Source organism: Niabella beijingensis (genome assembly GCF_020034665.1).
In the GTDB taxonomy this organism is placed as follows: domain Bacteria; phylum Bacteroidota; class Bacteroidia; order Chitinophagales; family Chitinophagaceae; genus Niabella; species Niabella beijingensis.
In genome coordinates, this window is the sequence record NZ_JAIQDI010000002.1 from 1,361,996 (window position 1) to 1,388,076 (window position 26,081).

General features: G+C 45.0%; 29 protein-coding genes. 25 read left to right on the forward strand and 4 right to left on the reverse strand.

Going from position 1 to position 26,081, the window contains the following annotated elements; genetic code table 11:
- Positions 1 to 55: 55 nt before the first annotated feature.
- Complete coding sequence (locus tag K7B07_RS21665; protein WP_223712634.1) at positions 56 to 1,399, reverse strand: saccharopine dehydrogenase C-terminal domain-containing protein; 1,344 nt, start codon at positions 1,397 to 1,399, stop codon at positions 56 to 58.
- 132 nt (positions 1,400 to 1,531) lie between these two features.
- Complete coding sequence (locus K7B07_RS21670; protein ID WP_223712635.1) at positions 1,532 to 2,140, reverse strand: superoxide dismutase family protein; 609 nt, start codon at positions 2,138 to 2,140, stop codon at positions 1,532 to 1,534.
- A gap of 218 nt (positions 2,141 to 2,358) precedes the next feature.
- Between K7B07_RS21670 and K7B07_RS21675 the strand changes: the two genes are divergently transcribed.
- From K7B07_RS21675 to K7B07_RS21700, 6 genes are all read left to right on the forward strand, one after another.
- Positions 2,359 to 2,922: an NUDIX domain-containing protein gene (locus tag K7B07_RS21675; protein ID WP_223712636.1), complete on the forward strand. Its 564-nt coding sequence runs from the start codon at positions 2,359 to 2,361 to the stop codon at positions 2,920 to 2,922.
- A 45-nt stretch (positions 2,923 to 2,967) separates the two neighbouring features.
- Positions 2,968 to 3,477: a DUF4112 domain-containing protein gene (locus tag K7B07_RS21680; RefSeq protein WP_223712637.1), complete on the forward strand. Its 510-nt coding sequence runs from the start codon at positions 2,968 to 2,970 to the stop codon at positions 3,475 to 3,477.
- Positions 3,478 to 3,501: 24 nt separating this feature from the next.
- Complete coding sequence (gene rlmB, locus K7B07_RS21685; RefSeq protein ID WP_223712638.1) at positions 3,502 to 4,272, forward strand: 23S rRNA (guanosine(2251)-2'-O)-methyltransferase RlmB; 771 nt, start codon at positions 3,502 to 3,504, stop codon at positions 4,270 to 4,272.
- Between the two features lie 83 nt (positions 4,273 to 4,355).
- Positions 4,356 to 5,036, forward strand: coding sequence for a 3-keto-disaccharide hydrolase (locus K7B07_RS21690; RefSeq protein WP_223712639.1), 681 nt, complete (start codon positions 4,356 to 4,358; stop codon positions 5,034 to 5,036).
- Between the two features lie 69 nt (positions 5,037 to 5,105).
- Positions 5,106 to 5,498, forward strand: a complete 393-nt coding sequence (locus K7B07_RS21695) for a hypothetical protein (RefSeq protein ID WP_223712640.1) — start codon at positions 5,106 to 5,108, stop codon at positions 5,496 to 5,498.
- Positions 5,447 to 5,824 (forward strand): DUF6624 domain-containing protein, encoded by a 378-nt coding sequence (locus K7B07_RS21700; protein ID WP_338041363.1) that lies wholly within the window; start codon positions 5,447 to 5,449, stop codon positions 5,822 to 5,824. Before K7B07_RS21695 ends, K7B07_RS21700 begins: the two co-directional genes overlap by 52 nt.
- Positions 5,825 to 5,923: 99 nt before the next feature.
- Here K7B07_RS21700 and K7B07_RS21705 read toward each other — a convergent pair whose 3' ends face one another.
- A complete protein-coding gene (locus K7B07_RS21705) occupies positions 5,924 to 6,142 on the reverse strand; it encodes a DeoR/GlpR family DNA-binding transcription regulator (RefSeq protein ID WP_223712642.1) in 219 nt (72 codons plus the stop codon).
- 664 nt (positions 6,143 to 6,806) lie between these two features.
- On the opposite strand from K7B07_RS21705, the gene K7B07_RS21710 reads away from it, so the two are divergent.
- The 6 genes from K7B07_RS21710 to K7B07_RS21735 are packed head-to-tail and all read left to right on the forward strand — an operon-like array spanning position 6,807 to position 16,441.
- Complete coding sequence (locus K7B07_RS21710; RefSeq protein WP_223712643.1) at positions 6,807 to 9,902, forward strand: SusC/RagA family TonB-linked outer membrane protein; 3,096 nt, start codon at positions 6,807 to 6,809, stop codon at positions 9,900 to 9,902.
- A gap of 4 nt (positions 9,903 to 9,906) precedes the next feature.
- A complete protein-coding gene (locus K7B07_RS21715; RefSeq protein WP_223712644.1) occupies positions 9,907 to 11,673 on the forward strand; it encodes a RagB/SusD family nutrient uptake outer membrane protein in 1,767 nt (588 codons plus the stop codon).
- Between the two features lie 52 nt (positions 11,674 to 11,725).
- Positions 11,726 to 12,982: an MFS transporter gene (locus K7B07_RS21720; RefSeq protein WP_223712645.1), complete on the forward strand. Its 1,257-nt coding sequence runs from the start codon at positions 11,726 to 11,728 to the stop codon at positions 12,980 to 12,982.
- 8 nt (positions 12,983 to 12,990) lie between these two features.
- Complete coding sequence (locus tag K7B07_RS21725; RefSeq protein WP_223712646.1) at positions 12,991 to 14,382, forward strand: FAD-dependent oxidoreductase; 1,392 nt, start codon at positions 12,991 to 12,993, stop codon at positions 14,380 to 14,382.
- Positions 14,383 to 14,399: 17 nt separating this feature from the next.
- The gene (locus K7B07_RS21730; protein WP_223712647.1) at positions 14,400 to 15,320 is read left to right on the forward strand and encodes an endonuclease/exonuclease/phosphatase family protein; all 921 of its coding nucleotides are present in this window, start codon (positions 14,400 to 14,402) and stop codon (positions 15,318 to 15,320) included.
- Between the two features lie 11 nt (positions 15,321 to 15,331).
- Positions 15,332 to 16,441, forward strand: a complete 1,110-nt coding sequence (locus K7B07_RS21735) for a metallophosphoesterase family protein (protein WP_223712648.1) — start codon at positions 15,332 to 15,334, stop codon at positions 16,439 to 16,441.
- A gap of 45 nt (positions 16,442 to 16,486) precedes the next feature.
- Here K7B07_RS21735 and K7B07_RS27920 read toward each other — a convergent pair whose 3' ends face one another.
- On the reverse strand, positions 16,487 to 16,762 hold the full coding sequence (locus tag K7B07_RS27920; protein WP_223712649.1) for a GIY-YIG nuclease family protein: 276 nt from the start codon (positions 16,760 to 16,762) through the stop codon (positions 16,487 to 16,489).
- Between the two features lie 364 nt (positions 16,763 to 17,126).
- On the opposite strand from K7B07_RS27920, the gene K7B07_RS21745 reads away from it, so the two are divergent.
- The 13 genes from K7B07_RS21745 to K7B07_RS21805 all read left to right on the forward strand — a co-directional run bounded on the left by K7B07_RS21745 (position 17,127) and on the right by K7B07_RS21805 (position 26,061).
- On the forward strand, positions 17,127 to 17,831 hold the full coding sequence (locus K7B07_RS21745; protein ID WP_223712650.1) for a hypothetical protein: 705 nt from the start codon (positions 17,127 to 17,129) through the stop codon (positions 17,829 to 17,831).
- Between the two features lie 106 nt (positions 17,832 to 17,937).
- Positions 17,938 to 18,273 (forward strand): helix-turn-helix domain-containing protein, encoded by a 336-nt coding sequence (locus K7B07_RS21750; RefSeq protein ID WP_223712651.1) that lies wholly within the window; start codon positions 17,938 to 17,940, stop codon positions 18,271 to 18,273.
- Between the two features lie 101 nt (positions 18,274 to 18,374).
- Complete coding sequence (locus K7B07_RS21755) at positions 18,375 to 18,875, forward strand: DUF6922 domain-containing protein (protein WP_223712652.1); 501 nt, start codon at positions 18,375 to 18,377, stop codon at positions 18,873 to 18,875.
- A complete protein-coding gene (locus tag K7B07_RS21760) occupies positions 18,833 to 19,525 on the forward strand; it encodes a nucleotidyl transferase AbiEii/AbiGii toxin family protein (protein WP_223712653.1) in 693 nt (230 codons plus the stop codon). The genes K7B07_RS21755 and K7B07_RS21760 overlap by 43 nt, the downstream gene beginning before the upstream one ends.
- Positions 19,526 to 19,596: 71 nt before the next feature.
- Entirely contained in the window at positions 19,597 to 20,535 is a 939-nt protein-coding gene (locus K7B07_RS21765; RefSeq protein WP_223712654.1) for a toprim domain-containing protein, read from the forward strand.
- A 47-nt stretch (positions 20,536 to 20,582) separates the two neighbouring features.
- A complete protein-coding gene (locus K7B07_RS21770; RefSeq protein ID WP_223712655.1) occupies positions 20,583 to 21,296 on the forward strand; it encodes a P-loop NTPase family protein in 714 nt (237 codons plus the stop codon).
- Between the two features lie 2 nt (positions 21,297 to 21,298).
- Complete coding sequence (locus K7B07_RS21775) at positions 21,299 to 21,736, forward strand: hypothetical protein (RefSeq protein ID WP_223712656.1); 438 nt, start codon at positions 21,299 to 21,301, stop codon at positions 21,734 to 21,736.
- Positions 21,737 to 21,744: 8 nt separating this feature from the next.
- The gene (locus K7B07_RS21780) at positions 21,745 to 22,083 is read left to right on the forward strand and encodes a hypothetical protein (RefSeq protein WP_223712657.1); all 339 of its coding nucleotides are present in this window, start codon (positions 21,745 to 21,747) and stop codon (positions 22,081 to 22,083) included.
- 222 nt (positions 22,084 to 22,305) lie between these two features.
- Positions 22,306 to 22,746 carry a plasmid mobilization protein gene (locus K7B07_RS21785; protein ID WP_223712658.1) on the forward strand — a complete coding sequence of 147 codons (441 nt, stop codon included), beginning with the start codon at positions 22,306 to 22,308 and terminating at the stop codon, positions 22,744 to 22,746.
- A 65-nt stretch (positions 22,747 to 22,811) separates the two neighbouring features.
- Positions 22,812 to 23,780: a relaxase/mobilization nuclease domain-containing protein gene (locus K7B07_RS21790; protein WP_420847751.1), complete on the forward strand. Its 969-nt coding sequence runs from the start codon at positions 22,812 to 22,814 to the stop codon at positions 23,778 to 23,780.
- A gap of 199 nt (positions 23,781 to 23,979) precedes the next feature.
- Entirely contained in the window at positions 23,980 to 25,089 is a 1,110-nt protein-coding gene (locus K7B07_RS21795) for a Fic family protein (protein ID WP_223712660.1), read from the forward strand.
- Between the two features lie 180 nt (positions 25,090 to 25,269).
- A complete protein-coding gene (locus tag K7B07_RS21800; RefSeq protein WP_223712661.1) occupies positions 25,270 to 25,602 on the forward strand; it encodes a type II toxin-antitoxin system HigB family toxin in 333 nt (110 codons plus the stop codon).
- A 12-nt stretch (positions 25,603 to 25,614) separates the two neighbouring features.
- Complete coding sequence (locus K7B07_RS21805) at positions 25,615 to 26,061, forward strand: helix-turn-helix domain-containing protein (protein ID WP_223712662.1); 447 nt, start codon at positions 25,615 to 25,617, stop codon at positions 26,059 to 26,061.
- Positions 26,062 to 26,081 lie beyond the last annotated feature (20 nt).

The window sequence follows — 26,081 nt, forward strand, 5'->3', positions numbered from 1 at the left end:
TATAAAGTAAAAGGCCTTCCTGATTGGAGGGCTTTTACTTTATATGTTATCACCTTTACAAGAGTTCTTCTTTTTCATAAAACCGGATCCCGTTCTGCTCCAGCTCCCGGAGCAGGGGATCATAGATCTCTTTTCCCGTAGGTATACACAATCCTTTTGCCCGTATATGCCCGGTCAGGATCAGTTTGGTTGCAATACCCAGCGGAAGCCCCACGGTTTTTGCCATGGCCGTATGTACGGCGTCTTCTCCTTTTACGATAAGCGAACTGATCGTTTTTTGGTGTACCCCCTGCATCTGGTATTCGACCTCATGGATCATAATGATCATATCCCGGTCTCCCGGGGACAGGGTGAGTCTTGTTTCCAGCAGGTATTGGAGGATGTCAGCCGAAACCGTTGTATGCCGGGGCAGGGGCCCGTCGCTCATCAATCCCAGGTAACGGAATAAATGATCCACCAGTTCCTGTTCTGCAGCGGGCACATATCGATTCAGGAAATCTGCAAAAGTCTCCGCCCGCGTATAAAAATTCAAGCAGGCCGTGAACCAGTCGGCAATGGATTTATCCCGATAGCTGTTTATCAACTCTGCATCCGTAAGCGTAGATAACCCGGCCTTTACAATATAGTTCCAGGCGGTACAAAAATCGGGATGCCGCAGAGTGGAGCGGACAACGGTTGTAGCGCTGTCGAGCTGGTAAACGGGAATATAGGTCAGTGAATTCCGGTTGGGGTAGCAGGCCCATTTGCCCGAACCGGGTACCTCAATTACCGGACAATTTTCAAAAACTTCCTGATAGGGGACTTCTTTTAATTGCCCGTCAGTTTTATAAACAGCCCCCGCATAGCCCGCCAGTGCGATATTTCTGGGATTCCAGCTGATTTTATAATGCCAGGGATTGTTGTCGCTTTCCGGAGCTATCAATCCGCCGCAATGAGATTTAAAGCCGGATATCGTACCACCGGCGCTCCGGATCCGGTCAAAAAGCTGCATGGCACTCATATGATCAATACCAGGGTCCAGCCCTGTTTCGCAAAGAAATAAGAGGTCATTGGCTTCGATTGCATCTTTTAACAACAGCAGTTCCTCATCGATATAGGAGGCTGTTAAAAGGTCTCGTTTTAGTTCCAGACAATCGCGGGCGACAAGGATGTGCAGGGCCGGGGGGAGCATGGAAATGACGATATCCGATTCCGTGATCAGTGTTTTCCTGAGCAATACATCATCTGCCATCAGCGCAACAGCTGTTCCTCTGGGGTGGCCGTTCAATTTGCTTTTTGCCAGTTCCGGATTTGCTTCGGCAACCGTAAGCTGCCAGTTCTCCTGCGCTGCCTGATCCAGCAGGTACCGGATCAATACCGTAGCAGATTTGCCGGCTCCAAACAGAAGGATCTTTTTCATTTCAATACAAGTTAATCAATTCCCGCCAATACCAGGCGAACTGCTACAGTTCTGACGGGTCGTGCATCAAGATGCAGGGGAATAAAAAAGGCTGCACCATTGCAGCCTTTCAGAAAATTTAAACCGATCGTATCAGGGCTTTGTGATAACACCGCAGCCGATGCGGGGACCACTGTTGCCGGTGGGTTGTGTTTTATAATCATCGGTACCGCCATGTACGATAATGGCGCGGCCAATGATCTCTTTTTCGCCCGGATCCACGCTCCACAGATCAGTCGTTACACTTTTTGTTGCATGCCCTGAAGCATCTAATTTGATATTGCCGATATCGCCGGAGTGGAAGGCGGCAGAGCCCCACTCACCGTGATTGGATTTTGTAGGATTCCAGTGCCCGTGTGAGTTTTCTCCCTTCATGCCGCAATCGCCGTGCTCATGAAAGTGTACCGCCACATTACTGTCTGCCCGCTCTTTCAGATCGATCTCAAGGTCCAGCCGGATCTTTCCATCTGTAAGTTTGTAGAACTTGGCTGTTCCAATGTGCTTGGTGCTGTCGGCAGTTAATTGCAGGTTTGCAACCGCCACCTGTGTGCCTTCCGGCGCTGGTGCGGTGGATGTTGAAGCACCGGTATCTACCGGTGCCATGCCCGTGGAGTCTGTTGTTTTTGTGTCCGAAGCGCTATTTCCGCAGGAGGCCAGGATCATGAGGGCCACGGTGCCCACAGCAAAGAAGGATTTTTTCATAATCATTATTTTAAAGTGTTAAGTTGCTTATTCTTAATACGCAAAGCTAACTGAATTATTGTTATAAGCCGGAGTTCTTGATGAACGGTTCTTCGATGGAAATACCGGCCGGGGACTGCCGGTTGCTGAAAATGAGATGCTGCGGTGTTTTTCCGGCACATAGGTTACAATAAATTGTGGAACAATAATTGTTAACTTTATCATTCAAAAACTGATAAATGACAACGACGGTAAATCCATGGAAGATATTGGGAAAACAGGAGGTATATGACAATCCCTGGATCAATGTGACGGCTTATGATGTGATCAATCCGCGGGGTGGCAAAGGTATTTATGGAAAAGTGCATTTTAAAAATATAGCAATCGGGGTCCTTGTATTAGACGAGCAGTTGAATACCTACCTGATCGGACAATACCGTTTTGCGATTGATGTGTATACCTGGGAAATTCCCGAAGGTGGCTGCCCGGAAGGAACGGATCCGCTTGAAAGTGCCAGGAGGGAATTGCTGGAAGAGGCCGGGCTGGAAGCGCTGCACTGGAAGGAACTGTTGCGGATGCATTTGTCCAATTCCGTTTCTGACGAACTGGCCATTGTATACCTGGCGACAGGACTGATACAGAAAAGCCCTCAGCCGGAGGAGACCGAACAGCTTACGATCCGGAAACTTCCCCTGGAAACTGCTTTTGCCATGGTAGAAGACGGACTGATCACGGATGCTATCTCTGTGGCGGCATTTCAAAAGGCGGCACTGATGCAGCACAAAGGAACCCGCCTGGTGTAAGTGAAAAATCAGCCGCCTGCTGCCAGGGTATCTTATATTGAAACGATGAAGTATAAAAACCGGCAATTGACAACAGCGGACCCGTCTGCAGATCCCCGTTTGAGAACGGTGAGGAGGATCAGCAGGCTGATGGATGAACAGTTCTCCATTGGTGGGTTTAAATTTGGCCTGGATCCGATTCTGAATTTTATACCGGTACTCGGCGATGTGGGTGGCTACCTGATGTCGATCGGGTTGATCATCACTATGGCCCAGCATGGTGCCTCGGGGAAACTGGTGGCAAAAATGGTGGTCAATGCCACACTGGATGCATTTGTAGGGGCCATTCCTGTGCTCGGATGGATCTTTGATTTTGCTTATAAGGCAAACACCCGTAACCTGAAACTACTTACGGAGCATTACACCGAAGGAAAACACAGGGGGAGCGCCCGTTCGGTTATTCTAATGATACTGATCATTACCGGAATTTTCCTGGTGCTCCTGGTCATTCTTGCCGTCCGGTTCCTTCAATGGATCATTGAATGGGATGAAAAATCAGGCGGATTTAAATTTTAACGTGGGTTTCCTTTTCTTTGCGGTGTGAAAGATTTCAGAAAAAAACAACAACGTCCCAGAAAGTCCAGTCTTGTCTATGGCAGGGAGGCCGTACGTCAGGCGCTGCAGGATGGTAATTCCTTTGACCGGATCTATGTAGATCAGCAGGCCAAAGATCCGCTGCTGGGGGAGATCCGGCGACTGGCCACCGCCAGCCAGGTGCCGGTGAATTATGTTCCCAGGGTGAAGCTGGACTATTTCAATGTAGGCGATCATGAAGGCGTTATTGCCCAAAAGTCCCGTATCACGTATCAGAACCTGCAGGATGTGATCTCTTTTGTGACAGAAAGCGGCCAGGTGCCTTTGTTCCTGATCCTGGACGGCATCACCGATATACGCAATATCGGCGGTATTGCCCGCACGGCCTGGTGCTGCGGTATTCATGCCATTATCATCCCGGATAAGGGGGTGGGGGCATTAAACGAAGATGCGATCCTTACCTCTGCAGGTGCGTTGGAGAAGATCCCGGTTTGCCGGGTGAACAGTCTGATGAAGGCAGTTGATGAACTTCATTTAAATGGTATTACGGTATTTGCTGCTGAAATGAAGGGTTCGGTACCGGTTGCAACAGCCGATTTCAGCATACCAGCTGCAATTGTAATGGGAAGTGAAGAGAAGGGGATTTACCCGGCATTGCTGAAAATATGCGATACTGCCATTTCCATTCCCATGCAACACGAGTTCGAAAGTCTGAATGTTTCGGTGGCTGCCGGGATGATCCTTTACGAGACAATGAGGCAGCGGATGGGAACATAGTGACCGGCAAAAAGGCCTGCCGTATCCCTCCGGAGATATTACAGGCGGCAGCCATTTACTCTTACATTTTTTAAAACTATTTTATGAGACAAAACTTTCTGCTAATTCCTGTTGTTCTTTTTTTCTTCAGCTGTTCGCCTAAACCCAGCCGTGCAACAGGGGGCGATGTCAGCAATAGCTTATCCCCGCAGGAAAAAAAAGAGGGCTATCAGTTATTATTCGACGGATACTCTTTATCAAACTGGATCGATAAGAACAACCAGTACTATGTGAGTGAAGGAGCGATTGTAAAAAAGACAAAGGGGTACGGCAATCTGTACACCGGGAAGGAATACCGCGATTTTATCCTCCGGTTTGAATTTTTACTAACACCGGCCGCCAATAATGGTTTGGGTATACGTCATAAATTAGTAGACGGCACAAAAGGGTATGATGGTATAGAATTGCAGATCCTGGATAACGATGCTCCGGTATACAAAAATCTTAAGCCGTATCAGTACCATGGTTCGCTTTACGGCTATGTTCCTGCAAGGCGGAAGGGATTAAAGCCCGTTGGGGAATGGAATACCCAGGAAGTGCGGGTGCGCGGGTTCCGTATTACAATTGTGCTGAACGGGGAAACCATCCTGGACACCGATATCAAAGCACTGCCGGTGGCTGCGTTGGCAAAGGATCCCCGTTTGCTGTATGAAAAAGGCTATATCGCATTTTTGGGCCATGATTCCGAACTGCGGCTGCGGAATATCCGGATAAAGGAACTGTAGTAATAAAACCGAAGATCCGCGGGGCTGCTCCTTTATCCGGAATTGATTAATTTTATAAGAAAGACCTTTATGAGAGCAGCAATAGTAATGGTATATATCCCGGTTCTGCTTCTGGTCTTTGCGGCTGCCTGTCAGCATGATGCTGGTCCTAAAAGCAATGCTAAAGATACCTGGAATGCCGCTCTTGCCGGCGAACTGGCGGAGGTCGATTATGAGGACCAGCGGTACCGGCAGCAACTTATTCCACTGCTCGACGCAAAAGAAATTGACTCAGTGCGCTTAAAGGCCATATTTAAAAAAATGCATCATTCGGATTCTGCTAATTTAAATGCGATCATAAACATCATAGAAAAGATGGCTGGCCCGACCCCCAAGCAGTGGGCACAGAGGGCTCTAAAACGGTATGGGCAGTGCTTCACCATGCAGACCTGTCCACCCATGAGAAATACCTGGAAACGGTAACAAACGCAGTGAAGGATAATAAGCTTGAACCCCGATACCTGGGTTATTTTACCGACCGCATCTCGACGGACAAAGGAGAAAAACAGAAATACGGCACACAATTAATGGTTACGATGGATAACAGAACCATTATGTACCCGCTTATCGATCCTTATAGAACAGATACCTGGCGAAAAGAGATCGGTCTTCCTCCGCTGGCGAAATATTTAAAGGAATCCCAGAACATGGAATGGACGCTGAAGGAGTATTTCCGGCATCTTCCGGAAGCTGAGAAGGTGTTGAAAAAGAAAAAAGAAATTTTGAACCGGAAACAGTCTGACCGGTAACTGCCGGACTCTTTTAAACAATAGCAATACAAGCTTTTTCTTTACGTTGGTAAAATCCTGTACCGGCTGGTCAACTATGGATTAGGAACCTGCTGCACGTCAGGCGATAATGACTTTAATTCCTTTTTCCTGTAGCGCAGTCAATGTTTCTTCAGACACGTTCTTATCGGTTACAATATATTCCACCTGGTCAAGATTGCAGATTTTCCCAAGCCCTCTTTTATTGAACTTGGTGCTGTCTGCAAGCAGGATTAATGTTTGCGAAGCTTCAATCATTTTACGAATAAGGGCGGCCTCGGGAATGTTGGAAATGGGCACTCCCTACTCGAGATCAATGCCGTCAATACCAAGAAATAACAAATTGCAGGAGATCTCATCCAGTACCTGCAATGCATTTACCATCTCCGTTAATATCATAGTAAAAGAACCTGGTATTTGACCTTAAATGAGGCAATAGGAGAAAAATCGGTTAATGAAACCATCCCTTTTATGAATTGCCTATCAGGAATCACTCCGGTGGCTGGTTTAAACTCCTTCCTGCATCCGATGAACAGGAACGGCAACAGGCCGAACAGGATAGTCAAAATAAGCTGCTGAACAGATTGGCGGTGAACTGGATTTGTGAAAACGAGCTCTTTTTCATACTGAATCGTTTAAGAAAATGAATAATGCTCGTTCTGATTGTAAAGGATCTTTTCTTCCTGTATGCTTAGGGAACAACACAAGTATTTAAAAGTATTAATTTTAGATTAAAAAAAGTTTAATAAACTATTAATTTATTTATTTTTTCAGTTTATAAATGTTTAAATAAGTGTAATTATATTATATTTGGTTTAATTAAGGGCTGCTGCTCAGGTTTGAACAAATAACAGAAATCGTTTTTCCAGAATGTTCGAATCACTTCTTTTTAAGATTGCTTGGTATATTAAACTGAAAACAGCCTATTAAATAAAAAATCGAAAGGAATAAAACTCAGGTCATTATGAAAAAAAACTACTGCTTTGCCGTTGTTCAGCAGCAAAGCAATTCTCCGAAACTAACCGGTAGCTGGCTGTTCATTCTGGTTGGGCTCTTATTACTGACATTGTCTGCCACAGCACAGTCAAAAAAAATCACCGGAAAAATTACTGATGAAAATAATAAGCCCCTGGAAGGGGTGAGTATCAGCGTGAAGAGGGCCGGATCAGGTACTACCAGTAATACTGAAGGTAATTATGCATTGAGTGTACCTGATCTTACAGATATGCTGGTTTTCTCTATGGTAGGTTATGCGGAGAAAGAAATGCCCCTGAACGGTGCCGCAGTGGTAAATGTAATCCTTCAAAAAGATGTTACCGGCTTAAATGAAGTTGTGGTGGTAGGTTATGGTACACAGAAAAAAGCCAATCTTACCGGTTCTGTTTCTGTTATCAGCAGTGCCCAGATCGAAAGACGTCCTAATACTTCTGCTTCTAATGCGCTGCAGGGACTGGCTCCCGGTGTAACCGTTACCTCTCAGACGGGTGCTCCCGGAGGGGACGGTGCACAGATCCGGATCAGGGGGATCAATTCCTTTGGAGGGTCCAGTAGCAACCCGCTGGTAATTATTGATGGAGTGGCAGGCTCAATTGATGATGTGGATGTGAACCTGATCGAATCTATATCTGTATTGAAAGATGCTGCTTCTTCAGCCATTTATGGTTCCAGGGCTGCCAATGGTGTTATATTGATCACTACTAAAAGGGCAAAAGACAAGCTGTCGGTGAATTATAAGGGCTTTATTGGTAAACAAACACCAACAGCAATTCCCAAAGTGACAGACGGGTTGACCTATATGCGTGTATTCAATGATGCCAGCATGAATGATAATGGCACGACAATCTATAGCGACAAGGATATAGAGCAGTTCAGGCAACAATACGAGGCAAACCCGAAAAATTACGATTGGCAGGGTGCCATATTGAATGGCAGCGGGCTGGAACAGAATCATTTTATCTCTTTAGCGGCTAACAGCGGTATTATACGAGTAACGCCCTCGCTGAGCTATACAGACCAGGAAGGGATTATCAAGAATACCAATTTTAAACGTTATATTTTTCGCAATAACCTGGATATAACTCCCAATGAAAAGTTTAATATCAAGGCGGATATTGCGGTGACCAATAAAAACAGAAAGCAGATCGCCGATGAAGGAACGATCTGGAATTACCTGGGCAGGATGCCCACCAATATCCCTATCCGTTATGGTGATCAGTGGTCTGATGGCTGGGTAAAAATTAACCCGGTTGGTTTTATTGAAGATGGCGGCAACCGGAAGGCAAATAACCTGGAGTTTTATGGAAATCTTAATCTGAACTACAAGCCGGTGGACTGGTTGTCCCTTTCAGGAATGTTTGCACCCCGCTACCTGACCTCTAATGTTCATCTTTTCAGGAAAAGCGTAATGACCTACTATGAGGATGGGTCAGAAGCAGGAGCGGCGAATACCTACACCGAACTTACAGAGTCTGCTTACAGATATTTTTACGGTACCTACCAGTTCCAGGCCACGGCGCAAAAAAGTTTCGGGGATCATGATTTTAAGTTAATGGCCGGTACCTCCCGGGAAACCTATGATGAAAAATACCTGTCGGGCTACAGGAGGGACTTCGTTTATGATAATTATGAACAGCTGACTGCCGGTGCAGATAATGCTACAAAAGATAATAATGGTACACAGAGTCAGTGGATACTGATATCCGGGTTTGGCCGGTTCAATTATGATTTTAAATCCAGGTACCTGTTTGAAGCTAATTTAAGATACGATGGCACTTCCCGCTTCATTGGTGCCAATCGCTGGGCTACATTTCCTTCATTCTCCGCAGGGTGGGTGATTTCCAAAGAACGTTTCTGGAGCAAGATCAGCCCGGTGGTAAATATGCTTAAGATCAGGGGCTCCTGGGGTAAGCTGGGGAACCAGAATATCGGTTCTTCCTATTACCCTTTTGCGGAAGCTTTATCACTGGGTAGTGTTTCTATGGGCGGGAACATTTACCAGATGATCACACAAACCACACTTTCCAACCCGGACCTCCGCTGGGAAGAAACCGTTATGAAAGGCGTTGGAGTAGATGCCACTCTGTTCAACAAACTGTCCCTTACATTCGACTGGTATGATAAGACAACAGACGGTATTCTGCTTAAACTGAATACTTCGCAACTTACCGGATTGGCACCTCCCTATCAGAATGCTGCGGTAGTAAGCAATAAAGGTTGGGAAGTAGCTGCAAGGTACGATGATCAGTTTGGCGATTTCCGCCTGGGAGTGGGGGTTAATCTGTCTGACGTCAGGAATAAGATTCTTGATATGAAGGGACAAACTTCAGGTGATCTTTTACGGCAGCAGGAGGGATACGCAATCAACTCTATTTACGGGTATATAGCAGACGGGCTTTACCAGTCACAGGACGAAATTGACAAAGGACCTGTACAAATAGGTACATTAAAACCCGGTGATGTCCGGTACCGGGATATTGCCGGTGCGTTTGATGAAAACGGAAAATCAATACCCGACGGAAAAATCACAGATGCGGACAAGGTGATCATCGGAAGCACGATCCCCCGTTATACCTATGGTACCAATCTGGATCTGGGTTGGAGAGGGATACGGCTGAGCACTTTTTTACAGGGCGTAGGTAAAGTAGACGGCTATCTGAATGCGCATTATGTAATTCCGGCGGCTAACTCCAGTGCTATCAAACCCTGGCAACTGGATTACTGGACACCGGATAATACGGATGCCTCCCTGCCGCGCGTATCCATTACATCTACCAATAATACGCAAAACTCTACCTTATGGATGAGAAGCGCAGCCTATATGCGTCTGAAGAATATCCAGCTGGGATATGAAATACCGGCAGCATTTACGAAAAGGCTGGGCATTCAAAAAGCATTTGTTTATGTAAACGGGCAAAACATTTTGACAAAAACGAAATTTTACCAGGGGTATGATCCTGAAATCAACTTTAATGCGAATGCCGCAGACGGAGTGTCGTTGGGCGGAGGCAATTACTATCCCCAGGTTAAAATTTACACATTTGGTATTGACATTAAATTCTAAAAAAATGAAACGCTTTAATACGATAACCAGGGTTGCAATTATAATCGCGGGATCAATTTTTACACTGAACGCATGCAGGCCGGATCTTGAATCACTCAATGGCCCTTCTACGGGTACCTTTCCTGCTAATGCTAAAGAAGCGGAAATGGGATTATTCGGAGCTTATCAGAATATAAGCAAACTGGATGCCGCCAGTACCCCGATGTGGCATGTAATGGATAATATAACGGATATTGGGTACGCCAGACCTGGTACAAACTACACATCGCCGATCACCAGTGCTGTTACCACTGATAATGCTTTGGCCAACAAACCCTGGCAGGTACATTATCAGACAATCGCACGTTGCCATACCGTGCTCGATAACCTGGAACGCATTAAGAGTTCCATGTCAGATGACGGCTACAATCAGCTGGATGCGGAACTGCGCTTTGTCCGCGCTTATTGTTACTCACAGCTGATCGAATTATATGGAGCGGTACCGCTGTTGAAGCATGCTGTTGATCTTAATAATGCGAATGTGCCCAGAACGCCAAAGGCCGAGATTGAACAATTCCTGCTGGATGAGTTAACTGAAATAGCAGACAAATTGCCGGTATCGCAGGCGCAATATGGAAATGTAAGAGCTTCCCGCGTGGCGGCATATATGCTGAAAGCAAGAATTGCTTTGTATGCGAAAAAATATACAGAAGCTGCTGCAGCTGCCAATACCGCTTTAACGCTTTCTTCCGGTGTATATGACCTGACTGATTTTAACAGCTCTATCAGTTATGCCGGCAAAGACCATACGGCTGGTGAGCCTGATTTGTCAAATATCTTTGGGCACGCAGGCTTTAAAACCAGCAAAGAGTGGATATGGGTGGCTGAGTATAATCAGACGATTCCAGGAAATACACATAACCAGCAATATTATTCAGCCTCCCGTTTGGGCAAGGGCGTTTGTTACTGGGGTCCAACACAGGACCTGATCAATACGTTTCAATGTACCGATGGATTGCCGATTACCGAATCTCGTCTGTACGACGCCTCCAAGCCATTTGAGTATCGGGATCCGAGACTGGATATGTATTGTGCCCGCCCGCATGCACGTTATGTAGGTTACCAGTTTGAGCCGGCTACCAGTTTTGCTACTGTGAAGAATTACTGGCCGGTCATAACTGGTCAGGCTGCTACGCCCTCTAACGTAACCAATACCGATGCAACAAATGCCTACAGGTCTTTCAGTGGTTATCTTTGGCGTAAGCCAATAGATCTGGCTGATTATGCGAGTACTTCTGTCAGTGGTGTGTCGGATCTGAATGTGGGTATCTTCCGTTTTGCGGAACTGTTGCTGATCTACGCAGAGGCAAAGATCGAAGCGAATGAATTGGATAATACGGTATATGATGCCATCAACCGGATCCGCCACCGTGCACAAATGCCCGATTTACCCACCGGCTTATCGCAGGCAAAACTGCGTACGGCTTTGCGTTATGAACGCAAGGTGGAGCTCGCTAATGATGGCTTGAGATGGTATGACCTGCGTCGCTGGGGTATCGCCAATAAAGTAATGAATGGTTATATCTACCTGAACAGGGATGCCAAGGCCTGGACCAAAGAGGTGCTGACCGGATTTGACGAGAACTATACACCCATCTATAATCGTACGGAGGCTATTAAATATTTTACGGCCCAGGAAGTGGTCTATAAAGAGAATAAGGATGAATTGTGGCCGGTTCCGAAATCTGAAATGGATGCCAACAAACAATTGACGCAAAACCCGGGATATTAATGTATTTTAAACGGCATAAAATATTCTATAGCGCTAATAATAATTCTATCGGATGAAAAGATTCCTTAGCCCTGAAAGAAGGCGTTGGTTTATTATCGCCATTATTTTTCTGGCCATAGTGTTTAACTATGTAGACCGGCAGATCGTATCAATACTAAAACCGGTGCTTAAGTCGGAATTTGGGCTCGATGACAGCGGCTATGCAATGATCCTGAATATTTTTACGATTTGTTACGCAATAATGTATCCGGTTACGGGTTGGCTGGTTGACCGGTTTGGCGCGCGTATGATAATGTTCTATGGAATTATTACCTGGTCCCTGGCCTGTATTGGCGGCGGTTTGTCCAGGACTATTGGCCAGTTCGGTTTTTTCCGCGGGTTACTTGGAATGGCCGAGCCTACTAATTTTCCCGCGCAGTTAAAAGTAATTGCAGTGTGGTTTCCCGGTAAACTGCGTGCTACCGCCAATAGCCTTTGTGTGGCAGGCAGTTCCATAGGAGCCATTATTGCACCACCAGTCATTGCATGGCTGTCCCTCACCTATAGCTGGCAGATCGCTTTTATTACCATGGGTGCGATCGGGGTATTTATTGCTGTATTATGGAAACTGATTTATCGAAATCCCCCGGCACATATCCTGAAGGAAGCCACGGCTTCGTCCGTTGGAGAAACAACGACTGAGTCTTTTAAATGGAAGCAGTTATGGGGAACCCGTAGTTTGTGGGGGATTTTATTAATACGTTTCGTCAGCGATCCCGTATGGTATTTCTGTCTTTTCTGGCTGCCGGGTTATTTACAGGAATCGTCAGGGTTTACATTGGCGCAGGTGGGAATGATCGGCTGGATACCGTTTTTGTTTGCCGACCTGGGCGCTATCGGGACCTCTGCATGGTCTGATAAAATGGTAAGAAAGGGTTGCCCTCCATTAAGGGCCAGAAAACGGATGCTTACCCGCGTTGCGATTCTGAGTCCTTTGTGCGCGCTGACACCTTACCTGGGCGGGGCATGGTCTACATTGATTGTATTCAGCATTGTAGCGATTGCGTGCCTGAGCTGGTTGTTTACGATCAGTGTAGTGGTGGCCGAAGCCTTCCCGGTAAAAAATGTAGCAAGTGTGCTGGGCATTGCAGGCGGATTTGGTGCGCTGGGTGCAGTATTGTTTAATTATTTTGTGGGACAGTTCATCGGCACACTGGGTGCCGGAAAAATATTCTTTGCCATGGCTTTTTTACACCCGTTGGCAGTATTGATCCTTTGGACAATGGTGCGACCTGAAAAACCATCAGGTGTGGCAGTAAACAGTAAATAAAAAATAATATGTCAAAAACAATTACAGAACCGACCAGGGAAATTGCAGTGCGAAAGGAAACTGATGTACTGGTGATTGGCGGAGGACCTTCAGGAATTATGGCTGCCCTGGCGGCCGCCGAGGATGGATTAAATGTAATGCTCATCGAAAGCCGCAGCTTTGTTGGGGGTAATATGACGATTGGGCTTCCCATACTGGGGTTTCTTGGTCAGAAGGGTAACCAGATCATTAAAGGTCTCCCGCAGCAATTGATTGACCGGTTAAAAGCGGTACAGGCCTCCAGCGAGCACCGGCCCTGTCCTCTGCATATGAGTCTGACGCTGGTGGAACCGGAAGCGGTAAAAACAGTAGCCCTGCAAATGCTGGTAGAAAGAAAAGTGGAGGTATTGTTCTATGCGTTCTGTGCAGGAGTGGTGATGGAGGACGATGCATTGAAAGGGGTGATCATCGAAAGCAAAGCAGGACGTGAAGCAATATTGGCTAAAACGGTTATAGATTGCAGCGGCGATGCTGATGTGGCTTATCGCGCAGGGGTCCCCTGTGAATACGGGAATGAGCAGGGGGGTGTACAGCCCCCGACACTGATGTTTTGCCTGGGTGGGGTCGATACAGAAAAATTGCGCACAAGCGTTGCCGAAGAACCCAGGACCTATTTAACTGATTTTATTCCTGCTGAATACTTCGGCCAGAACAATCAGTTTGTACTGGTAGGTATGCGGAACCTGGTAAAAAAAGCACAGGAGGCGGGATTGACATTGACAACGGAGCGTACTATTCTCATTACCGGTCTGCGTAAGGGAGAGGTGTGGGTGAACATGACGCGCGTGAACGGCGTAAATGGTACGGATCCCGGCAGCCTTACTTATGGAGAAATAGAGGGCCGGCACCAGATACAGGACATTCAGCAATACCTGATCCAATATGTGCCGGGATTTGAGCAGGCCTATTTCCTGAAAACGGCTCCTTTCATCGGCATCAGGGAAACGAGACGGATACAGGGGCATTATACCATGACCCGGGAAGACATTATGAGCTGCCGCCATTTTGAAGATGCAATAGCAGTGGCCAGCTATCCGTTGGATATACACCATCCACAGGGAGGTGGCTGTACGCTGGAATGGTGTGGCGATTGCTATGACATTCCCTATCGTTCATTGATCCCTCAAAAAATTAAAAACCTTATTGTGGCCGGACGCTGCATTTCCACAACGCATGAAGCCATGTCTGCCATCCGTGTAATGGCGCCTTGTATGGCGATGGGCGAAGCCGCAGGCCGTGCAGCAAAGATGGCTGTAAGAGCAGGTGTACAGCCGGCAGCTATTGATGTAAAGAAACTGCAGGAGGAGCTCCTTGGTAAAGGGGCATACCTGCGTGTTGCTCCGGAAGTGCCGGTATCATAAATTAAACAATTCAGAAAATGAGGTCATTTGGCAGAAGACGTTTTTTAAAAGGAATGGGTGCTGCAGCATTGCTGCCTGTGTTGCCCGCTTTCAGCAAGGATGCAGGAATTTCAGCCGGCAAGGTCGGAGCACATCGTGTGATGAGCTGCAACATCCGTGTACCGCTTGATGAAGATGAAACAAAAGGAATGGGCTGGTCGGTGCGGAAAGCAATTTGCCTGAAGATGATCAAAGACCAACGACCGGATATTGTTGGCTTGCAGGAAGTGTTAAAAGTGCAGGCGGATGATCTCAGGAGTTATTTGTCTTCCTACCAGTTATTCGGTTTTGAAGGTCCGGAAATGGATCCTCATCCAACAGGCTATTACGGTATCGCCAAGAACCCGATACTTTTTTCCAGAGACCGGTATGAATTGCTTACAGGCGGCACTTACTGGCTTTCCGAAACACCGCTGGTAGCAGGAAGTAAGTCCTGGGATACCGCCCGGGCCAGGCACGCGAACTGGGTGCGGCTCAGAGAGAAGAAAACCGGGAAAGAAATAAGAATGATCAACCTGCACCTGGATCATATTTCTGCTGAAGCAAAAGTCCGGCAGGCAAAGATGGTGGTGGCAGAAAGCGCGCAGTACCCGCCGGAATATACCCAGCTGCTTACCGGCGATTTTAATAGCAGATTTGACAGTAACGTGTTCGAACCGGTACGGAATGGAGGCTGGAAAGAAAGTTATGAAACGATCCACGGAGAAAAAGAAGCGGGCTTTACCGGTCATGAATTTCAGGGCACTGCTTATGAAAAAGGTCCTTCCAAAGGCAGGATCGATTATATCTGGTACCGGGGAAAAGCAAAGCCGGTAAATGCGGAGATCATTAAAGATAGTATCAACGGGAAATATCCCAGTGATCATTTTTTTATGCAGACTGATTTTGTCATTGAATAAAAATTGATATAATGAAAAAAAGAATATTGGGTGGCCTGCTTTGGTGCCTGCTGGGTACAACGCCTGCGTTTTCTCAGGGTAATTATCAGAAACCTGCATTGGAGCAGAAGGGGTCCTGGTCACTGATCATGGTGCCCGACCTGCAGAATTATGTAAAGTGGCAGCGGAATCAGCCATTGATAGATCTTATGATGGCATGGATTATAGATAATATTGATACCCTCAATATAAAGATGGTAATGGGGGTAGGTGACCTGGTGGAAAATGATGGAAAGATCACGAATGATTACGATGGCGACCAGACCTCGAAAAGCCAGTGGGAATATGTTTCCAGGGCTTTTGGGAAACTGGATGGGAAAGTGCCGTATATCGCAGCAACGGGTAATCATGATTATAGTATCGACCGGCAGGGTAACCGCACCTCACAATACAGCCAGTTCTTTGTTCCTGAAAAGAATCATTTGAACCAGAAATTACTGGTTCAGAATACCCGGAATGCACAGGGACAGCCCACGCTGGAAAATGCGGCGTATGAAATAAAGGGATTGAATGGTAAAGATTATCTGTTCATGACCGTGGAGGATGGTCCAAGGGATACAGTGCTCACATGGGCGAAAAATGTAACAGCGCTTTCGCAATACCAGGATCACCGGGTGATTCTGGCCACACATGAATTTTTAAATACAAAGGATAAACGTACCACCGGTGAGGTGAACTGGATCTGGTGGGAACCGTATAACGTAAATAATATGATCCAGAAGTCACCACGCATCAAATTGCCGGATGCTAATAATGGTCAGCACATCTGGGAAAAAACGGTGCAACCCTCTTCTAATATTGAGCTGGTGTTGTGTGGTCATATTTCAGGAGAAGGATACCGGAAGGACAAGAATGCTGCCGGTAAAACGGTGCATCAGCTGCTGTTTGATGCACAGTCAATGGGCGGTGGCCACCGTTATGGAAACGGGGGAGATGGCTGGTTACGTATTCTTGAATTCTTCCCGGACGGTAAAACGGTGAAAGTAAAAACGTTCTCACCGCTCTTCGGAATTTCGCCTGCTTCACAGTCCTTTGCGTGGAAAAAAGATGCCCGGAATGAATTTACATTCAGGTTTGACTGATGAAGGACGGGCTGTTCACCGACTATTATTTTAACACCCCTGTTTTCAAACTGGTTGACCAGATGAGTGGGTGTCTGGCCAACCGTTGATGAGCTGATGAAAATAAGCGGCATTGCCTCGTTTCAGCTTCTTTTCGCGAATGAGCATATCTCTTTTTGAAGGGAGTTCTTCCACGTATATCCATATCCATGGGACTTTACTTTTTGTATATAAACTCTGTCCCTGATTATGTAACTGCAAATGGGCAACAGGGTGCTGCGTAGACCCATTGTAGTAAGTGTTGTCAACAACACTCCGGATGATGTAAACATAGAAAGCCATATATTCAAAAAGGTCCACTTATGAAAGTGGACCTTTTTGCGGACCGGACGGGATAAGTCACTCGCCCATATTTCGCTGATTATCAATATAGATTCTTTTCTGGTCTACTTTTAGTCTACTTCCAAGAGCTAAATTTCACAAATCTTACCACACTTTATAACGCTTAACGTTGACATTATAAAGTTACGCTACTTTTCATTTAATCTTTTTTTAACCGTGCATTTTTTACTGGTTTTAATCGGTTTGTACCACCAGACCGCCTTTAAATAAAGTGTAGGAAACAGGCTCTTGGATTTGATTTCATATTTCAGTAAATTTATGCTGCTAATCATATTATTATTTTACCTAAAAACACTAAAAGATTATGAAGAAGGTACTTTCTATTTTCGCATTCGAACGTCCTGTAGATTACGATCACATTTCCAAATCATTTTACAAAACTCATCAACAACGGTTAGATATCCGTGAAACATGGCCGGCCAGGGCTACCCGCCGAATGTTAATAACAGATTATTGGGGCAATGCAACCATCCATTTCTTACTATTATTAGGGCTTGCAACGTTCATTACTTCATTTTTTAACAGCCAGCCAAATGTTGCTTATTTCTCAACTTCTGTATTAGCTGCTATTGTCGTAAGCATCCCTTTATTCCCGCTTCTTTATCTGCCCATTTTTAATCGCGAATTTCTCCCTAATCTGGAAACCGTAATAGCTACCTATCAAAATGAAGAACGTGCCTGGATGGCAAAATGCAAACAAGATCAGCCTGACAACAGAACATTGCTTCTTCTTTTCTATGTATTTGACAAAGCAGGCAAGGTAAACTACCTTTCTCCTAATGATAAATGCGCCGTCCTGCTCTCCAGAATCTTTGGGGTAGCTACTAAAAGTATGAGAACTGACCTTGATCTGGTATTCAAAAAGGAAAAACGTGAAAAACTGGACCCTCGGGGCCGCGTTGAGGTAGGCAAAAATTTTAATGAGGCCTTTACGATCTTAGAAACAATGCAGTTCTCAGAAGGCATAAAATTGTTAAAGGAATTAGAACAAAAATTCCTGCGACCCTAATAATTGTAAGAAAAGCATCAGAAAAGCACTTTTTAGCTAGAAACAAGTATACTTAGCCCATATTCCACTTTCCATAAAATCACTTTAGCTGATTAAATCAGTTAAAATGAAAAACAATGGAAATGGTGTGCAGTCTGCAACACCAATGCTGTTCCCCGTTGACCCGGAACAGTTCTGGCAGACATTACGCGTATTGATACGCGAGGAAATCGGACAGTTAGAAAAACGCCCCCCACCAGCTACCAGTTATAACACCTCTGGGCTGACCTACAAACCACTCTATAAAATTAGTGAGGTTTGTCATCTATTCCAGGTTACCAAGCCTACTATTTACGACTGGATCAAACATGGAAAGTTAAAGCCCTACAAAATCCGCACGAGGGTATACTTCCTTTGGAACGACATACAGCAATTGTTGCAACCAGATGTCGCTCCACCTTAAGGAATTTAGGCAACACTGCCTGATAATCAACTTTTCAATTCACAAGACAATTCAAAAAGAGGCTTTATCCACTAATTTGAGTAAATTTGGATGTATCGGAAATGAGCAACAGCAGCATTAGTAAAAAGGAAGTGTACCTTGTACGCTGGAAGCAACAAAAAAATCATGTCGAAATTTTCGACAGCTTGGAAGTTTTTGCAGCCAGCTACCCGAGATATGACTTGTCAGTACTGACGGATGCTCTTGCTTTTGGGAAAACCGTTTTTGAAGATGAAGCAGTTTATATCGAAAAAAAAGCGATCGTATCTGCTCCTAAACCGGATTTTCCGCGTATGTTTTTTTGGGAATTTAATTACGACAGGATCGACTGGATGGCAAACGCCAGCACTGTAATACAACGGGTGCTTGAACGCGGGTCTGCCAAACACTGGGATGAACTTGTCCGCTATTATAGTAAAGACACCATTATTAATTTCCTGAAGGAACGCATCACCTTTTTGCCAGATGAGTGCATAGATGAAGCTTCTTTATTCTTTAACCTGAATAAAGAGGACATGCTATGTTACAAACGCAAACTGTCTCAGAAAATACCCTGGCTTTAATCAAACGGCTGATGGCCGATCCCCAACTTAATGATTTTTTGTTGGTAGGCGGTACGGCACTTGCGCTTACGATTGGCCACCGCTTGTCGGTTGATATCGATTTATTTGCTTTCGATTCATTTGATGCAGCCTTAATCGCTAATCACCTAAAATCAGTATACCGTGCAGAGGAAGTGAAACCGCGGGAAAGTAGCCTGATTTGTTTTATTGACCAGGTCAAACTAGATCTTATTACCCATCCTTATCCTGAAGTATCTCCCCATAATCAAATAGACGGCATTAGAATAATGTCACTATCAGATATTGCTGCAATGAAACTTCACGCTATCGTTCGAAGTGGAAGCCGATTAAAAGATTTTGTAGATATCTGTTTTTTGCTGGAGAAAATGCCGCTGGCAGAAATGTATGCCGCATACGAAGAAAAATATTCTCCGCATTCCAGGGCGGCTGTGGCACGCATGGCCCTAACAGATACATCTGGCGTCAATTTAAATGATGAAATACAGCTATCCTATTTGCCATTCAATTGGGAAGCAACCAAACAGCGACTGCAAGAGGCACTCGAATTTACTCAAAAGATCTTCCCTGCCATGAAGCAAAATCGTTTCCGAAACGATCCACCCGAAAGGAAAAGAGGCTTCCGTATGTAGCTACCGTTTGGGATTTTCTCACAATTAACATCCCTCGATTCCCCTTTTTTAATAATAAAAGCGCTAAAAATATGACAAGTAATAACTGGGAAACTGTTAAGCAAATCGATCTTTTAGACTACCTGGCTTCCCTGGGCCATCACCCGGACAAAAAAATGAGTCGCAATCAACAGTATTGGTATCTGTCACCGCTGCCCGGTAGAAATGAAAATACGCCATCCTTTAAGGTAGATCGGCAAAAAAACCTGTGGTACGATCATGGGCTTGGAAAAGGCGGCAGTGTGATTGACTTGTGTATGTTGTATCACGATTGCAGTATGCCGGAGGCATTGGACAAATTAGAACAGTTTCTTTCTTTTCACCGGGGCTCCTTACAGGCCTTTCCACTGTTCAGCGCTACGCCATCTCCCGATGAAAAGAAAAAGATCAAGATTGTGACAACCGGCCCTATACAGTCCCCTGCACTTATCAGTTATCTGGAACAACGAAAAATACCGTTATCCATTGCGCAGGCCTATTGCAAGGAGATACAGTATGACCTGGGTAATAAAAAATTTTATGCCATTGGGTTCCCTAATAATGCAGGCGGATATGAATTACGGAACGCTCATTTTAAAGGCAGCGCTGCGCCGAAGGACATTACCTTTTTTGACAATGGCAAAAATGATCTTTACGTATTTGAGGGCTTCTTTAATTTTTTGTCGTTTGCGGTAATCCGCCCTCAAACCAGTTCAGGGTTCACAAATTGCCTGGTACTTAATTCCCTTGCCTTTTTTGAAAAAAGCCGCTCCCTGATGGAGCAGCATAATAAAATATTCCTGTTCTTGGACAGGGACCTATCTGGCAGACAAAGCACCCAAAAGGCACTTTCCTGGAATCAGGAAATGGGGTCGGCAAAATATACGGATGCAAGTGATCTATACAAGTCCCTCGACGACCTGAATGCCTGGCTGATAGCCGGAGCCGGACAGCAGGAACAACAAAGACAGACAAGAGGCCGGGGAATTTGATTTTATTCCTTTACCCAACATGAATTTTATAATCAAAAAATTAAAAAATGCAGCAATTTCAATTTAATATCCAGGCCAAGGGTGGCGCTGGCAAATCAATGCTCACATATCTGCAAGCCTTAAAAGAGCAAAGTAATGACCGATGTTATTTTGTAGATTTTGATAGCTCTGTAAAATCCAGCCTTCAACAGCTGCGGTTTCTCCAGGGAAAAATACCCTCCCGGTTTGCAACAATGAGCCTGCTGGACAGCCGGGAGAAACTGGATCGTCAGCTGTTGTTTGAAAATTTATACGAACTGTCACAGAAGGATTACGACTGCTTTTACCTGGATTTCGGCGCTCCGGAGAGTGATCAGCTCCCCTCTTTGTTTTATAAAGATTATACTATTGAAGAATTTAAAGACGTGCAGGATGAATTGAATGCTCAATTTATTTTCAATGTCGTTATTGCCGGGGGCAGCGCCTATGAACCTTGCACGCATTACCTCCAAAAAATCGTTTTACTGAATAGAGGTCTTTTTGAAGTGAACCTGTATATCAATGAAAGCAGTTTTGCGGGAACACCCGGGCTGATAAAGGAGCTAATAGCTTTTAGCGCAGCGAAAGAAAACAATGTAAGCGTTGTTAAATTATATGGAGACTTTGATATCACCACAGCTCCGCACCGGAGCATTCTTCAGAAGATCAGCGAAGGCAAAGGAATGGAAGCTTTCCAGTTTATTGAAAAGATAAAAATGCTGAAAGAATTATCAAAAATTTGATCATGCCAGAGTCCCCGATTGATTTAAAGAAACTCCGGTTGCAGATTGCACTTAAGTATGGCGTTGAGCTGGATGAAACTGCCCTTACTATTCTTGTTGTTCTGCTCCTGGAAATGAAGACCCAGTTTGTAGTGATGAAAAAGACGCAGGGGGAAATAGTAACGGAAGTACAGCAATCAAAGAAAGCGTTACAGGTAGACCAGCATCATCCCCGGTGGCAGGCATTCTGGCACGGCATGGGCCAGTGGGGATTGGGCCTTTGCCTTGTGGTAATAGCGGCGATGCTTGTTTACTTCACCAGCCTAAACAACGATAAAAAGCAGCTGGAAACCCAGCAAGCTCTTATTTGGTACAAGGAGCATTACGAAGCAGTGCAAAAGGTAATTGACAAGTCGGGTATTCGCACCATCGAAAAGAAACCCAGAAAGCGAATTAAATAGCTAAACGTATGTACAAAGAATTCATAAGAAAAGATTTGCTGGATAATGGGTATGGTGTGTACCGGAAAATATTGGAAATGTACCGGGAACAAATGGCATTCCTGGAAACGCCTGCCCGCTTTCGCCGGTGGCTTGCAGGGGAATTAGACGTTCCCCTGGAGAAAATAAATCTGAGTAGCCTTAACTCTGCGCTGCAACAGCAACGGAAGAAGGATAAGGAAAAAATTCAAAGCAGATCAATAACAGCTCATGCTCAGGTGGAACCTGTAAATAATAAAGCGGAGGCATTTCCTTTTTCCAAACCCAGTTCAACCGACAAAAAACAGCCAAGGATCAATGAACTATAAAACGCCCATAGATAAGCGTAGCTCAATTTCCTTTCACAGTATATAAGCGTTGATGCACCAGCAATAGGTCTGGATGGGCTTCAACACATTTAATTAAGATCATTCGCGTTTAATCCTACGGATCTAAGCCTGTTTGATCCAATTATGAATAATGATTTTTCGGGAGCCAGCTATGTTCTCGTGGGCTCGTAACCTCGCCCACTTCGAACAGCTGGCCCATTCATGCCGCTTTGGGGCGGCATTCATGGGGGCGCAAAGTGCGGTTGTCACCTTCTAAAATTAATATTAATGAATACACCAAATGAAAAAAACAAAGGCGGTAGGCCAAAGAAATCAGTTAAACGCAGCTACCGTTTGCGGGTGGCTTGTACCGCACTGGAGCGGGAAATAATTGAAGCAAAAGCCAAACAAGTACAGCTCACTGTTTCAGAATTTTTACGGGAGGCGACTTTTAACAGTCATATTGACACCCGGCAGAAAGCGTTGCCCGCAGCCGTTTTGGAGTTCACCGGGCAGTTGAATCACCTGGCAGCTAATGTTAATTCACTGGCCTATAAAAACAACGCCGCCCAGGCATTTAACGCTTTTGAGCGCACAGAATTAAGGCAACTGGCTGAACAACTAAAGGAGTTGGCAGAGGCAATTAAAAACAGATTGAGATGATCGGTAAGGTTATTACTGGAAAAGGTTTTAGTGGGTGTATCGGCTATTGCCTTGAAGACAAAAAAATGAAGGAAGATCCAGATCAGACCATTATAGAAAACCGGGCAGAGATTTTACTCTTCAATAAATGTTTTGGCAACAGGAAAGAACTGGCGCAGCAGTTCCGCGAAGTGCGGAAATTGAACCCAAAGCAATCCAAACCAGTTTTCCATTTAGTCTTGAGTATGGCACCCGGAGAGCATTTGTCAAGGTCACAACTCATCCAGATTGCCCAGGATTGTGCAAAGGAATTTGGTTTTGCAGATAACCAATTCTTAGCGGTAGAACATAAGGACACCCTGCACCAGCATATTCATATTGTGGCCAACCGGATTGGTTATAGCGGCAAAACCAATGTGTCGGACAGCAACAGTTATAAGCGCATGGCGGAATTCTGCCGGAAAATGGAGCAAAAATTTAAGCTGCAACAGGTATTAAGCCCCCGGCGTTTTTTATCAAAAGACCAGCAATTACTACCCAGGAATGACCAGCGAAGGGATCATATTAAAGCACAGTTACGGCAAATATTGCATTCATCAAAAACTATGGAAAGCTTTCAGCAGAAAGTAAGGGAGCAAGGTTTTGAAATTATTAAAGGCCGGGGTATTTCTTTTGTTGATAAAGACGGCGTTAAAATAAAAGGCAGCGATATGGGGCTTTCTTTAAGTACCATTGAGAAAATATTGCAGAAAAACCAATCTCCATACATCACTCAGACCCGGTCAGAAGGAAAGAAAGAAAGCCCGGAAAACGGGCGCTCAAGTATCTGGCGACTTACCGTGCCTTTTTCACCATACAAGAGAAATCCGCAGGAAAGCGATTTTATTAGCACATTTATACAATCGATAAAACATGCAGCAGAAAATGCCGCCGATCTGGTAGCCGATTTATATAAAGTACAATATCCATCACCAGAGGACTATGCTACATCACAAATAGAGCGGGAATACTACCGGAACATTAGAAAAAAGAAAAAAAGAGGCTACCGGCTATAGGTCTATTGCATTATAAAACAAGCCCAAGGGGCTTCAATCTGAAGCCAGGAAAATACAGAAAGCAGCGAGCCATTGATGAAGATTCATATTATACTGAGAGTGTGTGCGAAGAACAACAGTACTATTCTTCGCGTTTTTTGCGTATAAAAATTGCTAATGCGGAGAATATTTGATATATTCATTGCATAAAATGCGTAGAATGTATATCTATCAATTAACCCAATGGCCTCATTTTCAATGGAACACGGAAGAAATAGCTTCCTTGCTGGCAGGCGTACGTCATCAACAGGGCCGGCTATTGGGGCGAATGGAAAACCTGGGGTTTAACCTGCGGGAGGAAGCTACCTTGCAAACCCTTACTTTGGATGTGCTCAAATCCAGTGAAATAGAGGGTGAGCTATTAGATGCCGAACAAGTCCGCTCTTCTGTAGCCCGGCATTTGGGAATGGATATAGCCGGTTTAGTTCCTGCCGATCGTAACGTGGAGGGCGTTGTGGAAATGATGCTGGATGCTACCCAGCAATATCAGGTGTTACTTATTGAAGACCGTCTTTTTGGCTGGCAGGCTTCTTTGTTTCCGGCAGGGCGCAGTGGTATGCACCGGATCGTAACCGGCCAATGGCGGGATAACCTGCCTGATGATCCTATGCAGGTTGTATCCGGCCCTATGGGACGGGAGACCGTGCATTTCCAGGCACCGGATGCAGACCAGGTTCCGGCTGAAATGAAAGCTTTCCTGGATTGGTTTAATGCTCCGGATAAAACAGACCCGGTATTAAGGGCTGCTATTGCCCATTTATGGTTTGTGACGATACACCCGTTTGATGATGGTAATGGCCGTATCGCCCGGGCTATAACAGATATGCAGCTGGCCCGTGCAGATGAAACGCGCCAGCGGTTTTACAGCATGTCTACCCAGATCCGGGCTGAGCGTAAAGCCTATTATGATATACTGGAGGCAACCCAAAAAGGCCGGATGGATATAACCCCATGGATCCATTGGTTCCTGGGCTGCTTGGAACGATCCATAGAGGCAGCAGGCACTACGCTAGCCGGGGTAATGAAGAAGGCTGCCTTTTGGAAACAGCCGGCTACGCATACTTTAAACGACCGGCAAAAGCTGATGCTGAATAAATTGCTGGATGGGTTTGCCGGTAAGCTCACCTCCTCCAAATGGGCAAAGATTGCCAAAACCTCCCAAGACACAGCTATACGGGATATCCAGGACCTGATAAACCGGCAACTGTTGGTGAAAGAGCCTGCAGGAGGAAGAAGCACCAGCTACCTGTTAAATGATGCTTTGCTTTAAAAGAACCGTTTTTTGTTCAAGTGGTGGAATCAAAAGTTTTAACGACCTGTGTATAACTTGCACTATCCGTTTTTAATAAAACTAAGTATTTTAGTAGTGTTATTATTTTCAACCAGTTAGCTTGCAATATTTAAAAGTTCTCTAAATGTGAACTTTTAAATAAAAAAACGTAATTTTGCTATGAAAGTTCACCTGATAAGAAAAGAAACCATAGAGGATTTTGTAAGACACAATGCACAAAGCAGGGCCTCATTTGCAGAATGGCTTATAAAAGTAAAGTATGGAGATTGGGACAGTCCGGCGGATATTTCAGCCACATTTCCCAGTGCTGATTTGCTGGGCAATGGCAGCAACAGAGTGGTATTTGATATTGGCGGTAATAAATACAGGATGATTGGCAAATATGCTTTTGGAGATAAACAAATGCATTTATTCATTTGCTGGATTGGCACGCATGCACAGTATGATAAGTTATGTGCAAATGATGAACAATACACAAGAAACGATTATTAAAGAAAAGCAATTATGGCAGCATTAAAATATAAGGTAATTACTAGTAAAGCCCAGTACCGGGATTATTGTAACGCATTGGAGCAATTGTTGTTTTCCGGCAATAAAGATAGGGATACAAAAGATGAAATTGCATTGCTTACCCTGCTTATTGAAAAATGGGATGAGGTGCATAATACTTTTGAAGACTTAGACCCTATACAACTTTTGCAATCTCTTATGAAAGAACATGATCTTAAGGCCAAAGACCTGGTGCCCGTTTTAAATATGAGCAAAGGATATATTTCGGATATCCTGAACTATAAAAAAGGGCTTTCAAAAGAAGTGATCCGCAAGCTGGCCACCCATTTTAAAATTTCACAGGAGGCGCTTAATCGTCCCTATAAATTAACGGTGCCGGAAAATGCACATTTAAGAAATGCAAGTGTAATGAACACTAAGAAAGAATTGGCGTATGTTTAAATTTTATATATTCTAAATTA